Source organism: Kribbella sp. NPDC051587 (genome assembly GCF_044453945.1).
GTDB lineage: Bacteria > Actinomycetota > Actinomycetes > Propionibacteriales > Kribbellaceae > Kribbella.
The window spans coordinates 50,609-71,725 of sequence record NZ_JBITDE010000017.1; the positions used below are offsets into that span (position 1 = coordinate 50,609).

21 protein-coding genes are annotated in these 21,117 nt (G+C 68.2%); 13 read left to right on the forward strand and 8 right to left on the reverse strand.

The window, feature by feature from the left end; all coding sequences use genetic code 11:
• Positions 1 to 15: 15 nt before the first annotated feature.
• Positions 16 to 648: a hypothetical protein gene (locus ACIA49_RS37815; RefSeq protein ID WP_396383097.1), complete on the forward strand. Its 633-nt coding sequence runs from the start codon at positions 16 to 18 to the stop codon at positions 646 to 648.
• Here ACIA49_RS37815 and ACIA49_RS37820 read toward each other — a convergent pair.
• Positions 616 to 1,338, reverse strand: a complete 723-nt coding sequence (locus ACIA49_RS37820) for a methyltransferase domain-containing protein (RefSeq protein WP_396383098.1) — start codon at positions 1,336 to 1,338, stop codon at positions 616 to 618. The two genes, ACIA49_RS37815 and ACIA49_RS37820, sit on opposite strands and share 33 nt — an antisense overlap.
• 151 nt (positions 1,339 to 1,489) lie before the next feature.
• Here ACIA49_RS37820 and ACIA49_RS37825 point away from each other — a divergent pair, with 151 nt between their 5' ends.
• A complete protein-coding gene (locus ACIA49_RS37825) occupies positions 1,490 to 7,774 on the forward strand; it encodes an RHS repeat-associated core domain-containing protein (RefSeq protein WP_396383099.1) in 6,285 nt (2,094 codons plus the stop codon).
• 41 nt (positions 7,775 to 7,815) lie between these two features.
• Here the strand turns inward: ACIA49_RS37825 and ACIA49_RS37830 are convergent, their stop codons facing one another.
• The 3 genes from ACIA49_RS37830 to ACIA49_RS37840 form a co-directional block, all read right to left on the reverse strand.
• A complete protein-coding gene (locus tag ACIA49_RS37830) occupies positions 7,816 to 8,817 on the reverse strand; it encodes an alanine racemase (RefSeq protein ID WP_396383100.1) in 1,002 nt (333 codons plus the stop codon).
• A gap of 4 nt (positions 8,818 to 8,821) precedes the next feature.
• The gene (locus ACIA49_RS37835) at positions 8,822 to 9,952 is read right to left on the reverse strand and encodes a lipid II:glycine glycyltransferase FemX (RefSeq protein ID WP_396383101.1); all 1,131 of its coding nucleotides are present in this window, start codon (positions 9,950 to 9,952) and stop codon (positions 8,822 to 8,824) included.
• Between the two features lie 66 nt (positions 9,953 to 10,018).
• Complete coding sequence (locus tag ACIA49_RS37840; RefSeq protein WP_396383102.1) at positions 10,019 to 10,948, reverse strand: SDR family NAD(P)-dependent oxidoreductase; 930 nt, start codon at positions 10,946 to 10,948, stop codon at positions 10,019 to 10,021.
• Between the two features lie 124 nt (positions 10,949 to 11,072).
• On the opposite strand from ACIA49_RS37840, the gene ACIA49_RS37845 reads away from it, so the two are divergent.
• The 3 genes from ACIA49_RS37845 (at position 11,073) to ACIA49_RS37855 (ending at position 13,666) form a co-directional block, all read left to right on the forward strand.
• Positions 11,073 to 11,639, forward strand: a complete 567-nt coding sequence (locus ACIA49_RS37845) for a TetR/AcrR family transcriptional regulator (protein ID WP_396383103.1) — start codon at positions 11,073 to 11,075, stop codon at positions 11,637 to 11,639.
• Positions 11,640 to 11,707: 68 nt separating this feature from the next.
• Positions 11,708 to 12,424 (forward strand): SDR family NAD(P)-dependent oxidoreductase, encoded by a 717-nt coding sequence (locus ACIA49_RS37850; protein WP_396383104.1) that lies wholly within the window; start codon positions 11,708 to 11,710, stop codon positions 12,422 to 12,424.
• Between the two features lie 33 nt (positions 12,425 to 12,457).
• Positions 12,458 to 13,666 carry an MFS transporter gene (locus ACIA49_RS37855; protein ID WP_396383105.1) on the forward strand — a complete coding sequence of 403 codons (1,209 nt, stop codon included), beginning with the start codon at positions 12,458 to 12,460 and terminating at the stop codon, positions 13,664 to 13,666.
• Here the strand turns inward: ACIA49_RS37855 and ACIA49_RS37860 are convergent.
• The gene (locus ACIA49_RS37860; RefSeq protein WP_396383106.1) at positions 13,635 to 14,177 is read right to left on the reverse strand and encodes an NUDIX domain-containing protein; all 543 of its coding nucleotides are present in this window, start codon (positions 14,175 to 14,177) and stop codon (positions 13,635 to 13,637) included. The genes ACIA49_RS37855 and ACIA49_RS37860 overlap by 32 nt on opposite strands.
• Before the next feature lie 36 nt (positions 14,178 to 14,213).
• On the opposite strand from ACIA49_RS37860, the gene ACIA49_RS37865 reads away from it, so the two are divergent.
• The gene (locus ACIA49_RS37865; protein ID WP_396383107.1) at positions 14,214 to 14,705 is read left to right on the forward strand and encodes a hypothetical protein; all 492 of its coding nucleotides are present in this window, start codon (positions 14,214 to 14,216) and stop codon (positions 14,703 to 14,705) included.
• On the opposite strand, the gene ACIA49_RS37870 is transcribed toward ACIA49_RS37865, so the two are convergent.
• On the reverse strand, positions 14,706 to 15,509 hold the full coding sequence (locus ACIA49_RS37870; protein WP_396383108.1) for a deoxyribonuclease IV: 804 nt from the start codon (positions 15,507 to 15,509) through the stop codon (positions 14,706 to 14,708).
• A gap of 73 nt (positions 15,510 to 15,582) precedes the next feature.
• Here ACIA49_RS37870 and ACIA49_RS37875 point away from each other — a divergent pair, with 73 nt between their 5' ends.
• From ACIA49_RS37875 to rplI, 5 genes are all read left to right on the forward strand, one after another.
• The gene (locus ACIA49_RS37875) at positions 15,583 to 16,236 is read left to right on the forward strand and encodes a DUF4241 domain-containing protein (protein WP_396383109.1); all 654 of its coding nucleotides are present in this window, start codon (positions 15,583 to 15,585) and stop codon (positions 16,234 to 16,236) included.
• A gap of 211 nt (positions 16,237 to 16,447) precedes the next feature.
• A complete protein-coding gene (rpsF, locus tag ACIA49_RS37880; protein ID WP_132211461.1) occupies positions 16,448 to 16,738 on the forward strand; it encodes a 30S ribosomal protein S6 in 291 nt (96 codons plus the stop codon).
• Positions 16,739 to 16,830: 92 nt separating this feature from the next.
• Positions 16,831 to 17,409 carry a single-stranded DNA-binding protein gene (locus tag ACIA49_RS37885; RefSeq protein WP_396383110.1) on the forward strand — a complete coding sequence of 193 codons (579 nt, stop codon included), beginning with the start codon at positions 16,831 to 16,833 and terminating at the stop codon, positions 17,407 to 17,409.
• A gap of 78 nt (positions 17,410 to 17,487) precedes the next feature.
• Complete coding sequence (rpsR, locus tag ACIA49_RS37890) at positions 17,488 to 17,721, forward strand: 30S ribosomal protein S18 (protein WP_012924539.1); 234 nt, start codon at positions 17,488 to 17,490, stop codon at positions 17,719 to 17,721.
• Between the two features lie 14 nt (positions 17,722 to 17,735).
• A complete protein-coding gene (gene rplI / locus ACIA49_RS37895) occupies positions 17,736 to 18,182 on the forward strand; it encodes a 50S ribosomal protein L9 (RefSeq protein WP_391544027.1) in 447 nt (148 codons plus the stop codon).
• Positions 18,183 to 18,240: 58 nt separating this feature from the next.
• On the opposite strand, the gene ACIA49_RS37900 is transcribed toward rplI, so the two are convergent.
• Together ACIA49_RS37900 and ACIA49_RS37905 are read right to left on the reverse strand one after the other, a co-directional pair.
• Entirely contained in the window at positions 18,241 to 18,483 is a 243-nt protein-coding gene (locus ACIA49_RS37900; RefSeq protein ID WP_396383111.1) for a hypothetical protein, read from the reverse strand.
• The gene (locus ACIA49_RS37905) at positions 18,480 to 19,931 is read right to left on the reverse strand and encodes a hypothetical protein (protein WP_396383112.1); all 1,452 of its coding nucleotides are present in this window, start codon (positions 19,929 to 19,931) and stop codon (positions 18,480 to 18,482) included. Before ACIA49_RS37905 ends, ACIA49_RS37900 begins: the two co-directional genes overlap by 4 nt.
• A 252-nt stretch (positions 19,932 to 20,183) precedes the next feature.
• Between ACIA49_RS37905 and ACIA49_RS37910 the strand changes: the two genes are divergently transcribed.
• The gene (locus tag ACIA49_RS37910; protein ID WP_396383113.1) at positions 20,184 to 20,801 is read left to right on the forward strand and encodes a DUF6668 family protein; all 618 of its coding nucleotides are present in this window, start codon (positions 20,184 to 20,186) and stop codon (positions 20,799 to 20,801) included.
• A 50-nt stretch (positions 20,802 to 20,851) separates the two neighbouring features.
• Positions 20,852 to 21,091, forward strand: a complete 240-nt coding sequence (locus ACIA49_RS37915; RefSeq protein WP_396383114.1) for a conjugal transfer protein TrbC — start codon at positions 20,852 to 20,854, stop codon at positions 21,089 to 21,091.
• The last annotated feature ends 26 nt before the right edge of the window (positions 21,092 to 21,117 follow it).

The following is a 21,117-nucleotide window of genomic DNA, read 5'->3' on the forward strand; positions in this document are numbered from 1 at the left end:
CGCCGGAGTCGCGGCGTGGCCGGCCGGCAGCACCAGGTCGACTCGCCGGGCGAGTTGAGTGCCCGACAGTTCGCGCTGCGGGACGGGCAGCGGCGGGCGTTCGTCGCGGCGGCCGCGCTCGGAGCCATCGCCTTCGCGGTGATGGGGTGGTTCTCCTCGCTCGGGGCGATCATCGTCCGCGGCGAGCTCGGCATCACGTCGTACTTCGTGGCTGCTTTGGCGCCCTTCACCGTCTTCGCGGCCTCCGCGGTCGCGCAGATGGCGTTGGGTCGGGTCGACCGATCGCGGACGCTGATCATCGGTGCCGTGCTGTATCCAGCAGGCCTGGTTCTGACTGCGGTAGCCATCTATCGGCCGACGCTCTGGGTGCTGCTGGTCGGTGCCGCGCTGTCGGGTGCCGGTGCGGGGCTGCTCTTCAAGAGCGCTGTCGCCGAGACGGTCATCGCCGCGCAGCCTGCCTCCCGGGCGGGTGTCCTCGCGGTGTTCTTCGTCATCGCCTACCTCGGCATGGGGCTGCCGTCGATCGGCTTCAGCGTGCTGATCCAGCACGTGGCCTTGCTGCCGTCGATGATCGGGCTCGCGACCGTGTTGTCGGCCGGCGCGATCGTTGCCGCGCTAACGGCGAGCGCTGACCAGCAACGTCGGTAGCACCGTGAGGAAGCGGTCACGGCGACCGCGGTCCTTCTGCTCGGCCAGCCAGCCGTCGGCATCGTCCCGCGTGATCAGGGCCTTGTCGACGGCTGCGGTCGCGGCGGCCGCGAGCTGCGGAGCCATCGCCGCATAGTCGGTGACGACATCGGTGTGGACAACGACCTCGGCGTCGCGGAACCCGGCGTCCAGGAGCAGATCACGAAGATTCCGTACGGCGCGGGGCGCGACCGAGCGGGACTCGAGACCGAGCAGGATGACGTCCGTCAGGTCCTGATCGGAGCTGTCGATCAGCAGGAAGCCGTAGTCCTGGCCGCCGACCACGATCCGGCCGCCGGGCCGCAGTACCCGATAGGCCTCGGCGATCGTCGGGACCGGGTCCTCCAGCAGGTGGAAGAGCCGCACCGCCCGATAGCCGTCCATCGACTCGTCGGCGAGCGGCAGGTCGTCCGAATGTGCCACGTGAAACATCGCTCCCGGCACTCGGGTGCGAGCTGCTTCGACTGCTTCTGGGTCGGCGTCCAACGCAGTCACCTTCAGCCGCCGTCCCGCGAGCTCCTCGGCCGCGTGCCCGGCACCGCAGCCCACGTCGACCACACTCGCGCCGCGCTTGAGACCCAGCAGCCGGTACGACTCGGCCCGAAGCTCAGCGGCTCCGGGCCGCTCCTCGATCCGTTCCAGAAACCCCATGACCCCACGCTGCAACTTCAGGTGCACCTGAAGTCAAGGACCTGTTTCGGGCACAACCGAACGAGACCATTCCACGCCGGTGAAACCGATTGTCCGGACCACGGGGGAGGGCTTGCACTGAGGCCGACGCCCGTCTGTCTGGAGGATCCGCATGCCTCGCCATCCCGTCCCCCGCGTGCTGACCATAGCCATGGTCGGTGTCCTCACCACCGGGCTGCTGTCCGGTGCCGCCCAGTTCCCCGCGGTCGCTGCTCCAGCCGCCGCGCCGGCTCAGCCGAAGCCGGTTGCCAAGCGGCAGTCCGTGCCGGTGAAGGTCGTGGTGCCCACGAAGGGTGTGCCGGACCGCGACGTACCGGTGACCGCGCCGGGTGCCAACGCCTGGCCGCAGGCCGCCTCGGCTGTCGTCGACCTGGGGACAGCTGCCAAGGCCGCAGCCACTGGGTTGCCGATCAAGATCGGTCCGAGTGCGACCGCCACGCGCGGCGCGAAAGCCGCGACACCCGGCAAGGTCAAGGTCGACCTGCTCGGCCGGTCCGGGTCCCAGCTGCGCGTCCAGCTCAGCCGGGCCGACGGCGTCGCCACGTCCGGGGCGGCCTCACTCACGGTCGACTACTCGGCCTTCTCACACGCGTACGGCGGTGACTGGGCCAACCGGCTCCAGCTCGTCCGCCTCCCCGACTGTGCGTTGAAGACGCCGGACCGGGCCGACTGCGCTGCCGTACCGCTGCCGACCAAGAACGCCGGTCAGGGCGAGGCGAGTGCCGACGTGACAGTCGCGGACCGGCCGACGACGTACGCGCTGGTGGCCGCGGCCGCAGGCACGGCCGGGGATTCCGGTGCGACCTCGCTGACCCCGACCGCGACCTGGCAGGTCGGTGGATCGTCCGGTGACTTCACCTGGAACTACCCGATGGAGGTGCCGCCGAGTCTGGGCGGACCCAAGGCGGACATCGGTCTCAGCTACTCCTCCGGCAGCGTCGACGGCCGCACCACGTCGGCGAACAGCCAGTCCTCCTGGGCCGGTGCCGGCTTCGAGCTCGCGCCCGGTGGCAGCATCGAGCGCCGGTACGCGCCGTGCTCGATCAAGAGCCAGCAGAACGGGAACAACGGCACCAAGACCGTCGGCGACCTGTGCTGGGGGACCGACAACGCCACCTTCACCCTGAACGGCGGCGGTGGCGAGCTGGTCAAGGACGACAACGAGACCGGCGACATCTGGCACCCGCGCAACGACGACGGCACCAGGATCGAGCGCAAGTACGGCGCTCTCAACGGTGACGGTGGCCAGGCCGGGACCGGCCCCGGTGCGGCGGGTGAGTACTGGGTGATCACCGACAAGGCGGGTACCAAGTTCTACTTCGGCCTGAACCGGCTCCCCGGCTTCCAGACCAACGACCGGGAGACCCAGTCCACCTGGACCGTCCCGGTGGCCGGCAACAACGGCGCGGAGCCCTGCAACAAGACTGCCTTCGCCGACTCGTTCTGCGACCAGGCCTACCGGTGGAACCTCGACTACGTCGTCGACACCCACGGGAACACGATGAGCCTGTTCTACACCAAGGAGGACAACCAGTACGCGCGGAACCTGACGGCCACCTCGGTCTCGACGTACACCCGGTCCGGTTACATCAGCCGGATCGAGTACGGCCAGGCCGACGGCAAGGTCTACCGCGACCCGGCGGTCGCCGCGGTCGACTTCACGACTGCCGATCGGTGCCGCACCGGCATCGTGTGCAGCGCGCCGTCGGAGTTCCCCGACACCCCGCTCGACCTCGAATGCGCCAGCCACACGGACTGCACCAACCACTACACCCCGACCTTCTGGACCAAGAAGCGGCTCTCCCGAGTCACCACGTCGGTCTGGCGCGGTACGGCGTACTCCGGCGTGAAGCAGTGGGACTACCGCTACTCGTTCCTCGATCCGAACGACAACAGCCGCTCGCCGATCCTCTGGCTGGAAGGCATCACGAACACCGGCCTGGTCGGCGGTACGGCGACCACTCCGGAGACCACGTTCGCCGCGGAGTGGCGGGACAACCGGGTGGTCTCCCAAGGTGACGGATATCCACGGTTCGCGTGGCCGCGGGTCGGGGCAGTGACCAGCGGGACCGGCGGCCAGCTCGTCGTCGCCTACAGCACCGCGCAGTGCTCGGCGGGGAACCTGCCGACGGACCCGTCCAACAACACCAAGCTCTGCCACCCGATCAAGTGGACGCCGAAAGACCAGGCGGAGCGGCAGGACTGGTTCAACAAGTACCTCGTCACCGGGGTGACCGAGAACGACACCACCGGACGCGGTGTGCCGGTGGAGACGACCGTCGAGTACGAGGGGACGCCGGCCTGGCGGCACGACGACGAGGACGGCCTGGTCGAGGTCGACAACAAGACCTGGTCGCAGTGGCGTGGCTACGGGAAGGTGAAGGTCACCAAGGGCGCGAGCAGTGCGGCGCCCGAGGTCACCGAGAACGTCTACTTCCGTGGCATGGACGGTGACCTCAAGGCGGACGGCAGCACCAAGACGGCGACGGTCAAGGGGTCGGACGGCGTCGCGATCCCCGACTCCAACACGCTGTCCGGCGCGGTCCGGGAACAGACCACGCTGGACGGCACCGCTGTCGTGGACAGCGCGATCACCGACCACTGGGTCTCGGCCGCGACCGCCAGCCGCAAGAACAGCTGGGGGACGGTCACCAAGTCGTACAAGATCGAGCAGGAGGCGACCCAGCAGAGCCAGACGCTCCCTGGCGGGGGGACCCGCAAGAGCGCGTCGAAGAACCACTTCACCGCCGACGGCGTCCTGGAGTGGACGAGCGACTCGCACGACGTCGCCAAGACGACCGACGACACCTGCACCCGCTACTGGTACACCGGGAACGCGGCACTCGGTATCGCCGAGCTACCTACTCGCAAGCAGACGGTCTCGGTTGCCTGTGACAAGACCTTCACCAACAACCAGGTGCTCGGCGACGAGCTGACCGCCTACGACAACGGAACCACGGTGACGAAGGGGGATGCCGCATCCATCCGGCGACTGTCCGGCTTCGACACTGCGGGCGCGCCGGTCTACCAGACCGTCAGTACGTCGACCTTCGACGAGGTCGGTCGGGTGAAGACCTCCACCAACGCGGATGACAAGCAGACCCGGGCCGACTACCTCCCGGTCGGCCGTGCACCGCTTACTCAGACCACCGTCACCGAGCCGAACGGACAGACCTCCAAGACCCTGCTGGATCCCGCCTGGGGCACTGAGAGCACAGTGATCGACCCGGCCGGGCGTGCGACCGACACCAAGCGCGATCCGCTCGGACGGGTGGTCAAGACCTTCCTGCCGGGCCAGGACCGCGGTACGGCGAACTCCGAGAGCACCTACTCGGTGAACACGACCAAGCCGAACACGGTGACCACCTCGACGCTGAACGACGACGGCAGCCGGACCGTCGAGATGCAGCTCAGTGACGGACTGCTGAGGACTCGCCAGACCCAGGCCGCGGCGCCGGGCGGCGGACGCGTCATCACCGACCACGTCTTCGACGCCCGCGGGCTCGAGGTCGCTCAGCTCGGTCCGTACTACAACAGTGCGCCGCCGTCGCCGGACTTCGTCGTACCGACCGATGAGTCGGCGCTGCCGGAGAAGAAGACGATCGAGTACGACGACCAGGGCCGTCCGACCGTGGAGCGGTTCTTCTCGCTGGGCAAGGAGCTCTGGCACACCACCCACACCGTCACCGCGAACTCCGAGACCGTCGTCCCGCCGAACGGCGAGCAGGCGACCACGAAGATCACCGACGTCGAGGGGCGCGTCACCGAACTGCTCAAGTACCCGGGCGACCCGGCGACCACCACCCCTGACAAGACGACGTACACGTATCACCCGGCCGGTCAGCTGGCCACGGTGACCGACCCGGCCGGCAACGTCTGGAAGTACGACTACGACCTGCGCGGCCGCAAGATCAAGGACACCGACCCGGACAAGGGCGTCACCACCTACACCTACAACGACCTGGACCAGGTCACCTCCACGACCGAGGAGGCGACCAAGTCGACGCTTTCCTACAAGTACGACGAGATGGGTCGCAAGACCGCGATGTACCAGGGCAGCCTGAGCACCGGGGTGCTGCTCGCGGAGTGGAAGTACGACGACGTCAAGCCCGGTTCACTGAGCAGCGCTACCCGCTGGGTGAACGGACAGCCGTACACGATCAAGTACACGAGCTACGACAACGCCAGCCTGCCGACCGGGAGTGATGTGGTCATTCCGGCGACCGAAGGTGCTCTCGGCAAGACGTACTCGGTGGCGACCACCTACACGCCTGATGGTCAGGTGAAGACGACCAAGCTGCCAGGTGTCGGCGGACTGCCCGAGGAGACGCTGGAGACGACGTACAACGAAGTCAACCTGCCGCAGTCGCTGGGAGTACAGGGTCACGAGGATCAGACCTACGTGCTCGGCACGTCGTACACGCCGTTCAAGGAGACCGAGGAGCTCGCACTCGGCCGCAACGGTCAGTGGGTCCAGCAGCAGTTCGGCTACGAGTTGGGAACGCATCGGCTCCACAGTGCGCAGGTGAACACGGCGCTGACCGACAACGTCGAGAAGACGGAGTACAGCTACGACCAGGCCGGGAACATCACCCGGATCTCCGATACCGGGGCTGATCAGCAGGCGGACTACCAGTGCTTCAAGTACGACAGCTACCGGCGCCTCACGTCAGCGTGGACGCCGGGTGACGGCAAGTGCGAGACGGCGCCGACAGCTGGTGCACTGGGCGGACCGGCGCCGTACTGGCACAGCTGGACGTTCGATGTCACCGGCAACCGGAGGAGTGAGACCCGGACCACCACCGCCGGCGTGACCACGAGCAAGTACACCTACCTGACCGACAAGCCGCACGCGCTGGACAACGTCGTGACGACGAGCGGTGCGACCACCAGGACCGACAAGTACACCTACAACGAGCGGGGTGACCTCAAGACCCGGAACCTCAACGGCGTCACCGACACGATGACGTTCGACAGCGAGGGCCGGTTGAACGAGGTGGCCGGCAACGGGAAGAAGACGTCGTACCTGTACGACGCCGACGGCAACCGGCTGATCAAGCGCGACCCGACCGGCACCACTCTCTACCTCGGTGGGACCGAGCTGTTCCTCAAGACCGGTACCGCTCAGCCTGTCGGCACTCGCTACTACACGTTCGGCGGCGCGACCGTCGCCGTCCGGGTCGGTAACGACATCGACTGGATCGCCTCCGACCTGCACGGTACGGCGACCGCCTCGATCGACGCGGCCACCCTCGCCGTCCAGCGTCGCCGGACCACGCCGTACGGCGAGACTCGTGGAGCTGCCCCGACCGCCTGGCCGGGGACCCGCGGTTTCGTGAACGGCACCATCGACGACTCCACCGGGCTGGTCCACCTGGGTGCTCGTGAATACGATCCGACCCGTGGCCGCTTCATCTCGGTGGACCCGGTGGTGGATCCGAGCGATCCCCAGCAACTCAACGGCTACTCCTACGCCAACAACAACCCCGTCGTCTTCAGCGACGCCGACGGCAAGCGCTACGTCACCGACGTGATCCAGGAGACCCGCGTCCGGCTGCGCACGCTGACCGAACGCGTGGTCACGTACCAGACGTACCTGATCAAGTACACCGCGATGTCGCGGGACCTGAGCAACAAGGCCAAGATGGCCGACGCCCTCGGCATGCACGCCATGGCCGCCGCCTACCGAGGCATGGGAACGGCGTACAAGCGCGTCACCAAGAAGATCGTCATCGTCCGGAACCGCACCATCCGCGAGGTCGTCCGGGTCACTCGCGTCATCCGCCGCTACGTGGGCCCGGACGAACAGAACAGCCTCGACCAGATCGCCCGCTCCGCGATCCAGCTCACCGATCCGAGCAAAGGCTCGCAGGCGACCTGGGCGCAGATCACCGCTCTGCTGGCGTTCCAGAACGCGACCACGAGCTGGGCCAAGAAAACCATGGTGCTCACCTCCACGGGAGGCGGCGGCAGCCCGCCCGCGGGGATCAACATCGAGCCTGACAGCCCGAGTGAGGACCTGCCGGTCAAGATCTATGTGATGGCCGCGTTCGGCGTCGAGTACGCCCTGATCGGGGCCGGGACCGGTGCCGTCATCGGTTCGGTTTTCCCTGGCCCCGGAACGGTCGTAGGAGCAATCGCCGGAACCTTGATCGGCACGGGTGGCGGGATCATCGTCGGAGGTCTTGCCTACAACGACTCGATGGGGCCGGGCGGTATGAACTGGAGCAAGCTCTGGAGGTGGTTCGTGAGCGCCCCGGGCTACGTCGGTGGCACCAACTACCGCGACATGCCGAAGCAGCAGGTCCTGCCTCCGCCGGTGATCGGCGGGCCGGGAGCACCCGGGCCGTGGCAGGGGCAGTCGGTGCAGCCGCCGCCGGTGATCGGCGGACGGTAGGGCTTGGTCGCCCCTGGCTTGCAGCCGGGGGCGACCACCCGTCAGTCCATCGAGACGCGGTCAAAGGAGGTGGTGGTGAAGCGGACGTCGACGCCGATCGTGTCGCCCACGGCGGGCGGCGCGACGGCCGACGGGAGGAAGAGCATGCTGGCCTGCATGTGCGGGGGCTCGGCGAACCAGCGCTGCTTGCCTTCGATGGTGAACGGCGACAGTGCCATGCCGGCCGCATCGAGGCTGCCCTTGGCCATCGCGATCGCGCGCTGGCGGACAGTCGCGGCGGCGGTCGGGGCCTCCAGGCCGACGCCGTGCGCGGTGCCACCGGAGACGACCAGGATGTGGCCGTCGCCGCTGACCCGGCGCTGGCGGTAGCCGACGCGCTCGCCGCGACGGACCGAGTGCACGTCGAGCACAGTTGCGCGGACCGTCAGCGCACCACGGTCGCCGAGCCAGAGCGCCGTACCCATCCGGAGCTTGACGTTCTCGCCGATGTCACCGAGCTTCTGCGCCGGGACGTGTGACACCCAGAGCGGACCCCGCCGTACGTCGGTCGCCGCCTTGGCCAGCTGCGCCGCCTCACGGACGTTGGCCGACGTACCGCCGGCGCCCATCGGGAAGTGCAGCGACCAGCCCTCGAAGCGGATCCGGTCGAGCGCGTTCAGCAGCATCGTGTGCCGCAGCTCGCGGGCGCCGATCCCGTGCCGGCGCATCGACGTCTGGACCTCGATCAGTACCCGGCTGCCGGCCGGGATCGAGACCAGGTCGGCCAGCCGACTGACCGTGTGGATCACGTTCTTGCTCTGCGACATCTCCAGGAACGGCCGCCACGGCGTCAGCACGACGACGTCCTCACGCGGGTCCGGCGGCACCTCGAAGTAGGTGCCGACCGCGACCGTCCGGGCACCGAGCGCGCGCGACTCGGCGATCAGCCGGTGGTTGCCGAACCCGTAGCCGTTGCCCTTGGCCACCGGGACGATATCGGGGTTCCACGTGGAACGAAGGTGATCGCGCCATCGATCGGAATCGACGTGCAGGGTCAGGGGCATGGTGTCAACGCCGTCTCATGTAGAGGTCGAATGCGGTGTAGAGCGCCTTGTTCAACGGCAGATCCCACTCACCGACGTACTCGACGGCTTCGCCGCCGGTGCCGACCTTGAACTGGATCAGCCCGACGTGCGGGTCGTTCGGGTCCAAGGTGTCGGTGATGCCCCGTAGGTCGTACACGGTCGCACCCTCGGCGAGTGCGTCCGACATCATGCGCCACTGGATCGCGTTCGATCCACGCGCGTCCCGCTTGGCGGTCGAGCTGGCACCGTAGACATACCACGAATGGCCGCCGACCCGGATCCAGATCGTCGACGCGATCAGATCGCCCTCGTGGTGGGCGTTGTAGACCCGGAAGTCACAGCACCCGGCCGGCTGGTTCGCCAGCGCGGTGTACATCTTCTCGAAGTACGGCAGCTGGCGCGGGGTGAAGTTGTCCCGCGCGGCCGTCTCGACGTACAGCGCGTGGAAGGCCTTGATGTCCTCGAGGCCACCGACCGTGACCTCGGTGCCCATCTTGTCGGCCTTCTTGATGTTGCGCCGCCAGAGCTGGTTCATGTTCTTCAGCAGGTCGTCCGGGGTACAGCCGGCCATCGGGATCTGGAACACGTACCGCGGCTGGCCGGCGCCGAATCCCTCGGTGACGCGCGGGGCCTTCCAGCCCAGCGCGGTCAGCTGGTTCGCGACGGTGGCACCGGACGGCTCGATCACGTCCGGGCGGACCTCGCGCAGCCGCGGCTGCTGGCCGGCGGCGATCGCGTCCTTGATCGTCTTCGCGCCCCAGCGCCGGGTCGGCACCGGCGGGCCCATCCGGAGGCCGAACGCCCCCTGCGCCTCCGCGTGCGCGGCCAGCGGCCGCAGGAAGCGGCCGAGGTCGATCACGTCCCAGTCGATCACCGGGCCCTCGGGCAGGTAGGCCAGGTAGCGCTTCACCTTCGGCATCTGCCGGTAGAGCACCAGACCGGCCCCGACGAGCTCCGCCGGGTTGCCCGGCTCGTACCAACCGAGTGACTCGGCCTTCCACTCGCTCTTCACCGCCGCCCACCCAGGCGTCTGCAGGAAGCTGGCCGACGGACGTGCCGCGATGAAGGCGGCGTGTTCGTCGGCCGAGATGATCCGGATGCTCAAGTCACTCACGGTCGGTCAGGTTACCGGCCCGCGGGGAGGAACCCCAGTCGAGCCGGCAACCTGAGTGAACGCCCCTTACTTGCTCAAAAGTTCGAGTGAGGTCTCCCACAGCCGGGTGGCGGCCTCCGGGTCCAGCGCGTACGGCGCCACTCCGGTGTTTTCGCCGGGCACGTTGGGCAGTGCCTCGTTGTTGTCCTCGAAGTACAGACCGGTCACACCGTCGAGCAGCGGCGACCCGGCCAGCAGGACCGAGGTGGCGGCGCCCTGCTCGGTGGTCTTCCAGTTGTAGTTGTCCCAGACCGCCTGCATCTCCGGCGTCAGGCTGTCAGCGACGTGCCGCTGCAAGGCCGTCCGGATCCCGCCCGGCATCAGGGCGTTGGCGGTGATGCCGTCACTCGCCCAGCGCTTGGCCGCCTCGACCGCGAACAGGATGTTCGCCGTCTTCGACTGCCCGTACGCCGTCCATTCGTCGTACGGGCGGTTCTCGAAGTGGAGGTCGTCGAAGTCGACGTTGCCGCGCAGGTGCGCGCTCGAACTGACCGCGACGACCCGGGCGCCGTCGGCCGCGGTGAGCGCGTCGTACAGCGCGAGCGCGAGGCCGAAGTGGCCGAGGTGGTTGGTGGCGAACTGGTGTTCCCAGCCCTCGGGAGTGCGGTTCAGCGGCTCGGCCATCACACCGGCGTTGTTGACCAGGATGTGCAGCGGCCCGTCCCAATTCGCCGCGAAGGCGCGCACCGAGGCGCGATCGGCGAGCTCGAGCGGAGCGACGTACACCTTGCTATTGCCCGTGGAGTCGATGATGCCGGCGGCTACACGCTCACCGACGACCTTGTCGCGGGCGGCCAGCGTGACCTCGGCGCCGGCCCCGGCCAGGGCGCGGACGGTCTCGACGCCGATCCCGGAGGCGCCACCGGTGACGATCGCGCGCCGACCGGTCAGGTCGGTCCCCGCGATCACCTCGGCGGCCGTGGAGTCATATCCGAAAGGAGTGGTGAATCTGCTCATGGGGTTGATCCCGTTCTGCGAGCTAGTCTTGATCCGGAGGAGCCTCCGGATAAACCCAGTTAAGCGGAGGCGCCTCCGGATATCAAGTCCGCTAGGTTCTGGGTGAGGTCGGGAGGAGGGGAAGATGACCGAGGCGAAGGCGCGACCGCTCAGGGCCGACGCACAGCGCAATCGCGACCAGGTGCTGGCCGCGGCCGCACGGGCGTTCGCGAAGTGCGGGCTGGAGGCGACGCTCGAGGGGATCGCGAAGGATGCGGGCGTCGGCATCGGCACGCTCTACCGGCACTTCCCGACTCGCGAGGCGCTGATCGAAGCGGCGTACCGCAAGGAGCTCGCGACCGTCTGCGAAGCCGCACCCGCGCTGCTCGACAAACTCCCGCCGGCCGAGGCGCTGCGGACCTGGATGGACCGCTTCGCCGACTACATGCACCGCAAGATGGGCATGGCCGACGCCCTGCGCGCGATCATCGCCGCCGGCGCCAACCCGTACGACCACAGCCTCGAGCTGCTCGTCGGCGCGATCGAACCACTCCTCGCCGCCGGGGTCGCCGCCGGTGAACTCCGCTCCGACATCTCCGCGGACGACATCCTCAAGGGCATCAGCGGCGTGGCGCTCGCGGCCGGCGACAACCGCGAAACCGCCGGCCGACTCCTCGACCTCCTCCTGGACGGCCTCCGCTACCGCCCCTGACCTAACGTCCGAACGAACGCAGTACGTGGTCGGCGTGTTTTCGGACGCTGTGAGTTTTAAGGGGCGGTATGGCGAAGGTTGGGTTGGTGACGGGGTCGGTCTCGGGGATCGGCGCCGGGGTGGCTCGGCGGCTCGCGGCGGATGGGTTCACCGTGGCGGTGCATTCGCGCGTCAGCCGGGAGGCCGGGATCGCGCTGGCGGCGGAGTTGGGTGGGTCGTATCACCAGGCCGATCTGGCCGATGACGACTCGGCCCGTGAGTTGGTACCGGAGGTGCTGGCCGAGCACGGGCAACTCGACGTACTGGTGAACAACGCAGGGATCAGTTGGCCGGTACCGCATGCCGAGCTCGATGGGCTGTCAGCGGAAGACTGGCGGCGGGTGCTCGACGTAAACCTGATCGCCCCGTGGTTGTTGTGTACGGCGGCGCTCCCGGCGCTGCGGTCATCGGGCGGCTGCATCGTGAACGTGACGAGCCATGCCGGTGTCCGCCCGAAAGGCAGTTCCATCGCGTACGCCGCCAGCAAAGCCGCCCTGAACCACGTCACCAAGCTGCTCGCCGCCGCACTCGGACCCGAGGTCCGGGTGAACGCGGTGGCGCCAGGACTTGTGGATACTCCGATGACCGCCGACTGGACCGGCGCTCAAGACCTGTGGAAAACCTCAAGCCCGATGCGTCGATCCGCCCAGCCGGCGGACGTCGCCGACCTGATCTCAGCACTTATCCACAACACCTATGTGACGGGCGAAGTCGTCCTCCTCGACGGCGGTCTCAACCTGCGCTGAGTTTCTGTCGGTGGCCGCTCCTACGATCGCGGGATGTCTTTGGGGCCGGACTTCCGGCGGTTGTGGTTCGCGAACGCGGTCAGTGCGATGGGGTCGGGGATCGGGTACGGCGCGCTGCCGCTGGTCGCCGTACTGGTGCTTGATGTCAGCACGGTGCAGGTGTCGATGCTCGCCGCCATCTCGGCGCTGGCGGCGGCGGTGCTCGCGTTGCCGATGGGCGACTTCATCGAACGGCGGCGGAAGCGGCCGGTGATGATCGCGACGGACATCATCCGGTTCGGGGCGCTGGCCAGTGTGCCGATCGCGGTGGCCTTCGATGTGCTGAGTTATCCACAGCTGTGTGTGGTCGGCGTCCTGCAGTCGGCCGCGCAGATCGCGTTCATGAGCGCGAGTGGTACGCATCTGAAGGCGCTGGTCGGGCCGGAGGGGCGGGCCGAGGCGAACGGCAAGTTCGAGCAGGTCTTCTGGCTGACCATGAGCGTCGGGCCAGCGATCGGTGGTGGGCTGGTCAGCCTGGTCGGTGCGACGCTGACGCTGGCTGTGGACTCGGTGTCGTTCCTGCTGTCTGCCCTCGGTATCCGGCGGATCCAGCACCCGGAGCCCAAGCCTGTCGAGCACACCGGCAAGCGTGATGTCGCTGCCGGCTGGAAGTACATCTTCAAGAACCGCGGCCTGGCCGTGCTGTTCGTGAACGCGCAGCTGTTCGGCGGTCCGGTGATGATGATCTCGCCGCTGCTGACCGTGTTCATGCTGCGCGATCTCCACCTGGCGCCGTGGAGCTACGGACTGTTTCTGGGCGTCTCCTGCCTCGGCGGTGTGCTCGGTGCGTGGCTCGCGCCGAGGCTCACCCGGCGGCTCGGGCTGCATCGGATGCTGCTGTGGTTCGGCGTACTGCGGGCACCGTGGACGCTGCTGCTGCCACTGGCTCCGGACGGCATGGCGGGGTTCTTCTGGCTGTTGATCGCCGAGACCGCGTTGCTGGTGGCGGCCGGCGCGTTCAACCCGTCGTTCGCGACGTACCGGATGGAGGTGACCGAGGACAGGTACATGGCGCGCGTGCTGACGTCCTGGTCGATCACCTCACGAAGCGTGCAGCCGGCGTTCATCGCGCTCGGCGGACTGCTGACCGCCGTACTGGGGTTGCGTGGTGCGATGTACGTCGGCGGCGCGTGCGCTCTGCTGAGCGCCTTCGTGCTGCCATGGCGGTCGGCTAAACCAGCCCCATTGCCATCGCCAGCCTGACGATCGGGCCCATCACGCCGTCCGACTGCTCCTCGAGCCAGGCCGCGGCCTCGGCCGGCGGCAGGATAAGCACCTCGGTAACCTGCTCGCCGTCCTCGGGGTTGGTCGGCGCCTGATCGACCACGACGTCGGCGACCACGTTGGCCCAGTAGGACAGTGGGTGCGGCAGATGCGGCCGGTACGGCGTGGGCCGCCGATGGTCGGCGCGGTGAGCACCGAGCCACGTCATCGGGCCGGTCAGCCGGGCACCGGCCTCTTCGAGGAGCTCGCGGTCGACGAGCTGCTCGATCGTCTCGTTCGGTTCCCGGGTGCCGCCGGGCAGGAAGCGCCAGCCGAGATCGTTGCCGCAGACAACAATTCCGCCGGTGGTCCGGCAGAGCACGTGGACGTTGCTGATCAGCTCGTCCGGCGGCTCCTCGACGGTGAACCGGACGTCGAGCTCGCCCCAGGCCCAGTGGCCGGGAGCGAAGAGCTCGGGGAACTGCTCGGCCCAGGATTCCTCGGTCTGCATCCCGCCATTGTCCTTCGGTGCGCTACCGTCGCGGCCATGGCCCCAGATCCCGAGCCCGACGCCGAGCCGGCCGACCCAGCCGAGCCGGCTGAAGCGGCTGAGACGGCTGAGACGGCCGAACAGACTGAACCGGCCAAGCAGAGCCCGAAGAGCCTGTTCTGGATCTGTGCCGCGGTCACCGTGCTGGTGGGCGCGTTCCAGTACGGGCACAGCCTCGGCGGGATGGACGGGTTCGACGTCCTCGCCGTCCTCGGTCTGGTCGTCCTGACCGTGCTGCTGCTCGCCCTGGCCGGTCTCTATGCGCTGTGCGCCCTGGAGCGCACCGATCTGCGGCAACGTGTCTTCGGTCGCTTTGACCTGTTCCAGGTGTCGACGATCCTGTGCGTGGCGGGAGTGCTGGTCGGAGTCTTGATTCCGCCACGCGACACCACCACGCTAGGCCTGCTGCTCCCCTTCGGGATCGGCTACTGGCTCTACCACCTGAGCGCTGACAAGGCCGACGCCGACAAGGCTGAGCAAGCCGAGTAGCTAGCTCAGGTGTGAGCGCAGATAGTCGATGTCGGTCTTCTGACCGTGGTCGGCGTTCGGCGTCTCGACCACGACCGGCGCACCGGCGGCCTCGACGACCGCGACGATGTGCGCCGGGTCGATGTGGCCGTCCTCGAAGTTCGCGTGCCGGTCGGCGCCGGAGCCGAACTCGTCGCGGGAACCGTTCGCATGCACGAGGTCGATCCGGCCGGTGATCGCCAGCACCTTCTCGACGATGCTCGGCAACTCCTCACCGGCCGCGTGGAAGTGGCAGGTGTCGAGGCAGAAGCCGACGTTCTCCAGGCGGTCGTTGCCGGACGCCTGAACCGCCTCCCACAGCCGCTCGATCCGCTCCAGTTGCCGGGCCATCGCGTTCTCGCCGCCGGCCGTGTTCTCGATCAGCAGCGGGACCGGCAGCTCGGCGCGCTCGATGCACTTGCGCCAGTTGTCGAAGCCCGCCTCCGGGTCGTCCTCGTCACCGACGTGCCCGCCGTGCACGATGACGCCCTTGACGTCGATCTCGGCCGCCTTGTCGAGCGTCTGCTGCAACAGCTTGCGGCTCGGGATCCGGATCCGGTTGTTCGTGTTCGCCACGTTCAACCGGTACGGCGCGTGCACGTACAGGTCGACGCCGGCCGCGGCGGCCCGCTCACGCAGCGCCTCCTCGCCGTCGGCATACGCCACCTTCGGCGCCTTGTAGTCCTGCGGATTGCCCAGGAAGAACTGCACCAGGTCGGCGCCCCGGTCGGCCGCCTCGGCCAGCGGGTCCTCCTGGTCGACGTGTGCACCCAGCTTCAAGCTCATGCACCCACCCTAGAACCGCCCGCCGACAATTCAGATCCCGCTCACCGCGATCTCGTGGTCGTACGCTGATCGGGTGATCACTCCGAGCCTGTTCCGCGCGCTGCGCCCCGGTCCCGTCGAGGTCGACGGCCGGACGTGGTCCCTGACCGTTCATGAGCTCGGCGTGCTGCGGGTTCCCAGTGGGCGGCTCGAGGCATCCGACCCGTTCGTGACCCTGGGCGAGGGCCCGGTGGTCGACGTACCGCCGGGGGACTATCCGGCCTTCGTCACCGTCGCGGACGTGTCCGATGCCCAGGACGGCAGTCACCTGCGCGAGGCGTACCTGTCGCTGCTGGTGGCCGAGGGCGAGGTCGCCAGGGTCGAGGCGGCGACCAGTGGGGACGAGGAGCTCGGCGAGGACGAGTTCTGGTTGGTCCCGGTCGACGCCGGCACGGTCGCGTTCGCGGATGCCGAGGCGGTCCGGACCAAGATGCCGGAGGGTGACTGGGGCGACCTGATGGAGTTCGACGAGGACAGCTGGTTCGATCGGATGGACTCGCCCGACCATTACCGCGAGGGATGCGCCAACATCGTGCTGCCACTGGCCACGGCGGGTGAGAATCTCGTCCTCGCGCACTCCGGCTGGGGTGACGGCGCGTACCCGGTGGTGCGCACGGTGGACGCCGCGGGTCGCACCCTCGGGATCCATATCGACCTGCTGGTCGTGGGTCCGGAGAGTGACGACTGATCCACAACAGGTGATCGCCACGCCTGGAGTTGCCCTGTGGATATGGTCAATCCGGGGTCCGAACGCTGGTATTCTTTGGATGTGGCCCGGTCCATCGACCGGGCTCGTTGCTTGACACCAGCGGCAAGTGCCGGTGTGAAGTGCAATCGCATCGCCCTCCTGCCACGGAAAGACCGTGGCCGCCAAAGTCCGAAGGAGGTGGAGTTCGCGCATGCGTCGTTATGAAGTCATGGTGATTCTCGACCCGGAGCTCGATGAGCGCACGGTCGAGCCGTCCATCGACCAGTACCTGAACATCGTCCGCAAGGAAGGTGGCACCGTCGAGAAGCTCGACATCTGGGGCCGCCGCAAGCTTGCGTATGACGTCAAGAAGAAGGCCGAAGGCATCTATGCCGTCATCGACCTGACCGCGGAGCCCGCGGTGGTGAAGGAGCTCGACCGTCAGCTCACGCTGAACGAGTCGATTCTCCGCACCAAGGTCATCCGGCCGGACCAGCACTGAGCCTGGGGTCGTCAGCAGCCATCGGTACTGTCGGCACCAGCCGGTACCAATAGCTGTAGACACAGTCACACCCGAAAGCAGGAGGAACGGCAATGGCAGGCGAAACCGTCGTCACACTGGTCGGCAATCTTGTCGACGATCCGGAGCTCCGGTTCACGCCGTCCGGTGCGGCCGTCGCGAACTTCCGGATCGCGTCGACCCCACGGACGTACGACCGGCAGTCCGGTGAATGGAAGGACGGCGAATCGCTGTTCCTGAGCTGTTCCGTCTGGCGCCAGGCCGCGGAGAACGTGGCCGAGTCGCTGCAGCGCGGAATGCGCGTGATCGTGCAGGGCCGGCTGAAGTCGCGCTCGTACGACGACCGTGAGGGCCAGAAGCGCACGGTCTTCGAGATCGACGTCGACGAGGTCGGTCCGAGCCTGCGCAGCGCCACCGCCAAGGTGACCAAGGCCATGCGGTCCGGTCCCGGTGGCGACGGCGGCGGCAACTTCGGTGGTGGCGGTGGCGCACCCCAGGGTGGCGGGAACTTCGGCGGTGGTGGCGGCCAGGGTGGCGCGGCCCCGCAGAACGACCCCTGGGCGACCCCGCAAGGCGGTGGCGGTCAGTCCGCCCCGCAGAACGACCCCTGGGCCAGCCAGGGCGGCGGCTCGATGGAGGAGCCCCCGTTCTGATCCGGCCCCCGGATCGAGACCTGTAAGACAGACCATTCCGGCACTCGTGCCGGGCTCTAGTAGGAAGAGAGCACCACAATGGCCAAGATCATTCGGAAGCCGAAGAAGAAGGTCTGCGGCTTCTGCAAGGACAAGGCGACGTACGTCGACTACAAGGACACCGCGCTGCTGCGCAAGTTCATCTCGGACCGCGGCAAGATCCGCGCCCGCCGGGTGACCGGGAACTGCGTGCAGCACCAGCGCGACGTGGCCACCGCTATCAAGAACGCTCGTGAGGTGGCTCTGCTGCCCTACACGAGCACCGCTCGCTGAGGGAGGTCCGACACATGAAGCTCATTCTGCAGCAGGAGGTCGAGGGCCTCGGAGCCCCCGGCGACATCGTCGAGGTCAAGGACGGCTACGGCCGTAACTACCTGGTTCCGCGCGGTCTGGCCCTGGGCTGGACGCGGGGCGCCGAGAAGCAGATCCAGTCGATCAAGCGGGCGCGTGACGCCCGGGCGATCCAGGGCAAGGAGCACGCGAGCGAGGTCAAGAACCAGCTCGAGCAGCTCACTGTCTCGCTGGGTGTCAAGGCCGGTGACACCGGTCGTCTGTTCGGTTCGGTGACCCCGGCCGACATCGCCGGTGCGATCAAGTCCGCCGGCGGCCCGCTGGTCGAGAAGCGCGCGATCAACATCGCGTCGCCGATCAAGACCACCGGCAAGCACCAGGTCTCGGTCCAGCTGCACCCGGAGGTGGCCGCTACGGTCCGCCTCGAGGTCGCGGCCGGCTGACCCAGGCAGCAAAGCGCAAGGCCCGCGTTCCCTTCGGGGACCGCGGGCCTTCGTGTGTTCAGCCTTGTTTCGGGGCCGGCCAGGCCGGCGGCTTGGGATCCTCGTCGCCGCCGACCGCGCCGGGCTTCTCGATCCGCGGATACTGCGCGCTGACCGGATCGCCGGAGGCGCCGCCGTTGTCCGGCTTCTTGATCTGCGGGTACTTGTCCGGGCCCGGATCGTCCTCGGTCGCCATCGCCGGGCTCAGGCAGGCGGCAGCGGCCAGTACGCCGATGGCGACGGCCGCCGGCAGCCGCCTCACTTCTTGGCCAGGGCGTAGACGACGGAGTCGTGCAGGATGATCGCGTGGCTGCCGGCGATCCCCCACGGCCGCGCGGTGTCGGTCGGGAGCGTGCTGGGCTTGCCGCCCGGCGTGATCGCGATCAGGTTGCTGCCGGTGGTGCCGAAGATCGTCGTACCGGTGATCGAGTACGGCCGGAAGTTCGGCAGGATCGAGGTCCGGCCGTTGCTGAAGTTGATCAGGCACGCGCCCCAGGCCGCGATCTTGCGGTTCGGGTCGGGCAGCCACTGCCAGTTCTGCGCCTCGTTCACGTTGGTCGCACGGCAGGTGGCGACGACCGCGCCGGTCGCGGTGGACTGGACGGTCGGGATCACCTCGTCCTTCTTGCCGTTGGTGTAGAACGACAGGACGAGCTCCGGGCTCGCGGCAACCACCCGCTCGACGTCCTTGCCACCGCCCGGCTTCTTCAGGTCGACCTCTTGCAGCTCCTTGCCCGGTTCACTCCAGTACAGCGGACCGGCGTACCGGGCGAACAGCGCCTTGGTGCCCTGGGCAAGGAGCACGGTGGAGAGTCGCGGCTGGTTCGGGACCGTCTGCAGGTCCTTGCCGGAGACGACGCTGGCGCCGGCGTCACCGGCCAGGTCGACGAGGGGCGACGTACCGAAGAACTGGACGGCCGACGAGTTCGGCAGCTCGACCTCGATCGCCTCGAGACCGTCACCGGGCCAGTAGTACAAGGTGTCTTCGGATGCGACGGCCAGCACGCGCTTGGAGTCGACAGTCGTGTAGACCGGGCTCTTGGCATCGTTCGGGACCTTGTCCTGCCACTTGACCTTGCCGTCGCTGTCGAAGACCGCGATCTTGTGATCGGGAGTCAGTACGGCGACCTCGTTGCCGTCCGGTGAGACCGCCGGCGTGGTGTTCGCGGCGATGTCGACCGACCAGTCGGCCTTGGTCGTCCAGCCCGGCGGTACCGGGCGCGCGGAGAACTGGTCCGGCGCGACGCTCGGCTCGGGCAGCGGCGGCAGCTTGCCCGGCTCGGTCTTCGCGACCGGCGGACCACCCGAGTTGCGGAACACCTTCAAGTACAGGACGGTGCCGAAGATCAGCACACCGGCCAGCACGAACGCGACGATGATCGGCCAGATCGGCTTCTGCGCGTTACCGCCACCTCCGCCGCCACCGCCGCCACCGCCACTGCCACTGCGCTTGCGGGTCTGGGCCTCGACGGCCTCGACCTCGCCGTCGGGGTGGATGACCAGCGGCCACGACGTGCCGTCGGCCTCGACCGCGGTCGCCTTCATCGCCCGGCCCAGCTGGGCCGCGCGCTCGGTCACCAGCGCGATCGCGGCCTGCCGCGGATCGTGGTGGTTGACCGGGTGGCTGCGGCCTGCGATCTTGACCTCGGCGTTGTGGTCGTCGTAAAGCCGAATCGTGACCTTTGGCCAGGACGGGATCTTCTCAGCCACGACGACCTCTCATTACAGCCACAGATCTCCCTCGTTCATCCGGAGCCGACGCACTCGTTCTAGCATGTCCCCCGCACCCGAAGGCATGCCAGGAGACTTCCGGCAGGCAGAAACCCCGTGAGCCCGGCGGCTCCGCTGACCCCGACAAGGGGGTAGAAACATCCTCGCCTGTGGATGGGTCACGAACGTACACCCGGAAAGCGAGACAATACTGTGGGCGACAGTCAGTGACGCAGCGGGAGAGGAGGTCTCATGACGCAGAACCCGTGGACCCGGCAGCAACAGCCGGAGCCGGGTCCGCCACCGGGACCTGCCCAGACTGCGAACCTGACGCCGCGGGGGCCGTCCGCCCCCCAGCACGGTGTTCCGGCGCCCGCCGAGGACCAGCGGCTGCCGAAGTTCGCGATCCCGGCCGCCGACACCCTGTGGTGGGTCGGCGTGCACGGCGGTTCCGGCGAATCGACCATGGCGCAGTTGCTCCCGGGGACCCGGGCAGCCAACCACCGCTGGCCGATCCCGCCGCCTCCGGTACCGACGCCGGTGATCCTGGTCGCGCGGACCAGCGGGTCGGGCCTGCGGGCCGCTCAGCGGGCCGCGACCGAGTGGGCCTCCGGTGTCGTCCAAGGAGTCGCGGTGCTCGGCCTGGTGCTGATCGCGGACGCCTCGGGCCGGTTGCCCCGGGTGCTCGACGACTTCGCCGACATCGTCGGTGGCGGCGTCCCCAGAGTCTGGGACATTCCCTGGATCGAGGAGTGGCGCAGAGGGGAGGCTCCCTCGCCCGACAATACCCCCGACGAGGTTTTCGAAGTTCTTGAATCCATCTACGCTCTTCGCGCGTCAAACCCAGCGGACTATCCCGCCCCGTACTGAAAGGCACTACTGCGATGATGTTGGCACACCTGATCACGGAGGTTCCCTCCATGCTCCCGCTCGGCGGCCAGCGGCCCCCGGGTGCGGAGAAGCTCGATCTCGTCATCGACTGGGTGCGTTGGATCGCCTTCACCATCTGCGTCCTGGGCATCCTGATCGCCGGCGCGATGATGGCGGTCGGTCAGCGCCGCGGTGAGGGTGGCGAGCACGCTGCCCGGCTCGGCTGGGTCCTGGCGGCCTGCATCGTGATCGGTTCGGCGTCGCTGCTCGTCGGCGCGCTCAAGGGCTGACGGTAGTCCCGACGGGAGTCTGATCG

What these genes read in the sequence shown, in the direction of transcription:
- ACIA49_RS37820 (WP_396383098.1), bottom strand. Translation starts at nt 1,338, where the DNA reads ATGGGGTTTCTGGAACGGATCGAGGAGCGGCCCGGAGCCGCTGAGCTT.
- ACIA49_RS37825 (WP_396383099.1), top strand. Translation starts at nt 1,490, where the DNA reads ATGCCTCGCCATCCCGTCCCCCGCGTGCTGACCATAGCCATGGTCGGT.
- ACIA49_RS37830 (WP_396383100.1), bottom strand. Translation starts at nt 8,817, where the DNA reads ATGCCCCTGACCCTGCACGTCGATTCCGATCGATGGCGCGATCACCTT.
- ACIA49_RS37840 (WP_396383102.1), bottom strand. Translation starts at nt 10,948, where the DNA reads ATGAGCAGATTCACCACTCCTTTCGGATATGACTCCACGGCCGCCGAG.
- ACIA49_RS37845 (WP_396383103.1), top strand. Translation starts at nt 11,073, where the DNA reads ATGACCGAGGCGAAGGCGCGACCGCTCAGGGCCGACGCACAGCGCAAT.
- ACIA49_RS37850 (WP_396383104.1), top strand. Translation starts at nt 11,708, where the DNA reads ATGGCGAAGGTTGGGTTGGTGACGGGGTCGGTCTCGGGGATCGGCGCC.
- ACIA49_RS37855 (WP_396383105.1), top strand. Translation starts at nt 12,458, where the DNA reads ATGTCTTTGGGGCCGGACTTCCGGCGGTTGTGGTTCGCGAACGCGGTC.
- ACIA49_RS37860 (WP_396383106.1), bottom strand. Translation starts at nt 14,177, where the DNA reads ATGCAGACCGAGGAATCCTGGGCCGAGCAGTTCCCCGAGCTCTTCGCT.
- ACIA49_RS37865 (WP_396383107.1), top strand. Translation starts at nt 14,214, where the DNA reads ATGGCCCCAGATCCCGAGCCCGACGCCGAGCCGGCCGACCCAGCCGAG.
- ACIA49_RS37870 (WP_396383108.1), bottom strand. Translation starts at nt 15,509, where the DNA reads ATGAGCTTGAAGCTGGGTGCACACGTCGACCAGGAGGACCCGCTGGCC.
- rpsF (WP_132211461.1), top strand. Translation starts at nt 16,448, where the DNA reads ATGCGTCGTTATGAAGTCATGGTGATTCTCGACCCGGAGCTCGATGAG.
- ACIA49_RS37885 (WP_396383110.1), top strand. Translation starts at nt 16,831, where the DNA reads ATGGCAGGCGAAACCGTCGTCACACTGGTCGGCAATCTTGTCGACGAT.
- rpsR (WP_012924539.1), top strand. Translation starts at nt 17,488, where the DNA reads ATGGCCAAGATCATTCGGAAGCCGAAGAAGAAGGTCTGCGGCTTCTGC.
- rplI (WP_391544027.1), top strand. Translation starts at nt 17,736, where the DNA reads ATGAAGCTCATTCTGCAGCAGGAGGTCGAGGGCCTCGGAGCCCCCGGC.
- ACIA49_RS37910 (WP_396383113.1), top strand. Translation starts at nt 20,184, where the DNA reads ATGACGCAGAACCCGTGGACCCGGCAGCAACAGCCGGAGCCGGGTCCG.
- ACIA49_RS37915 (WP_396383114.1), top strand. Translation starts at nt 20,852, where the DNA reads ATGCTCCCGCTCGGCGGCCAGCGGCCCCCGGGTGCGGAGAAGCTCGAT.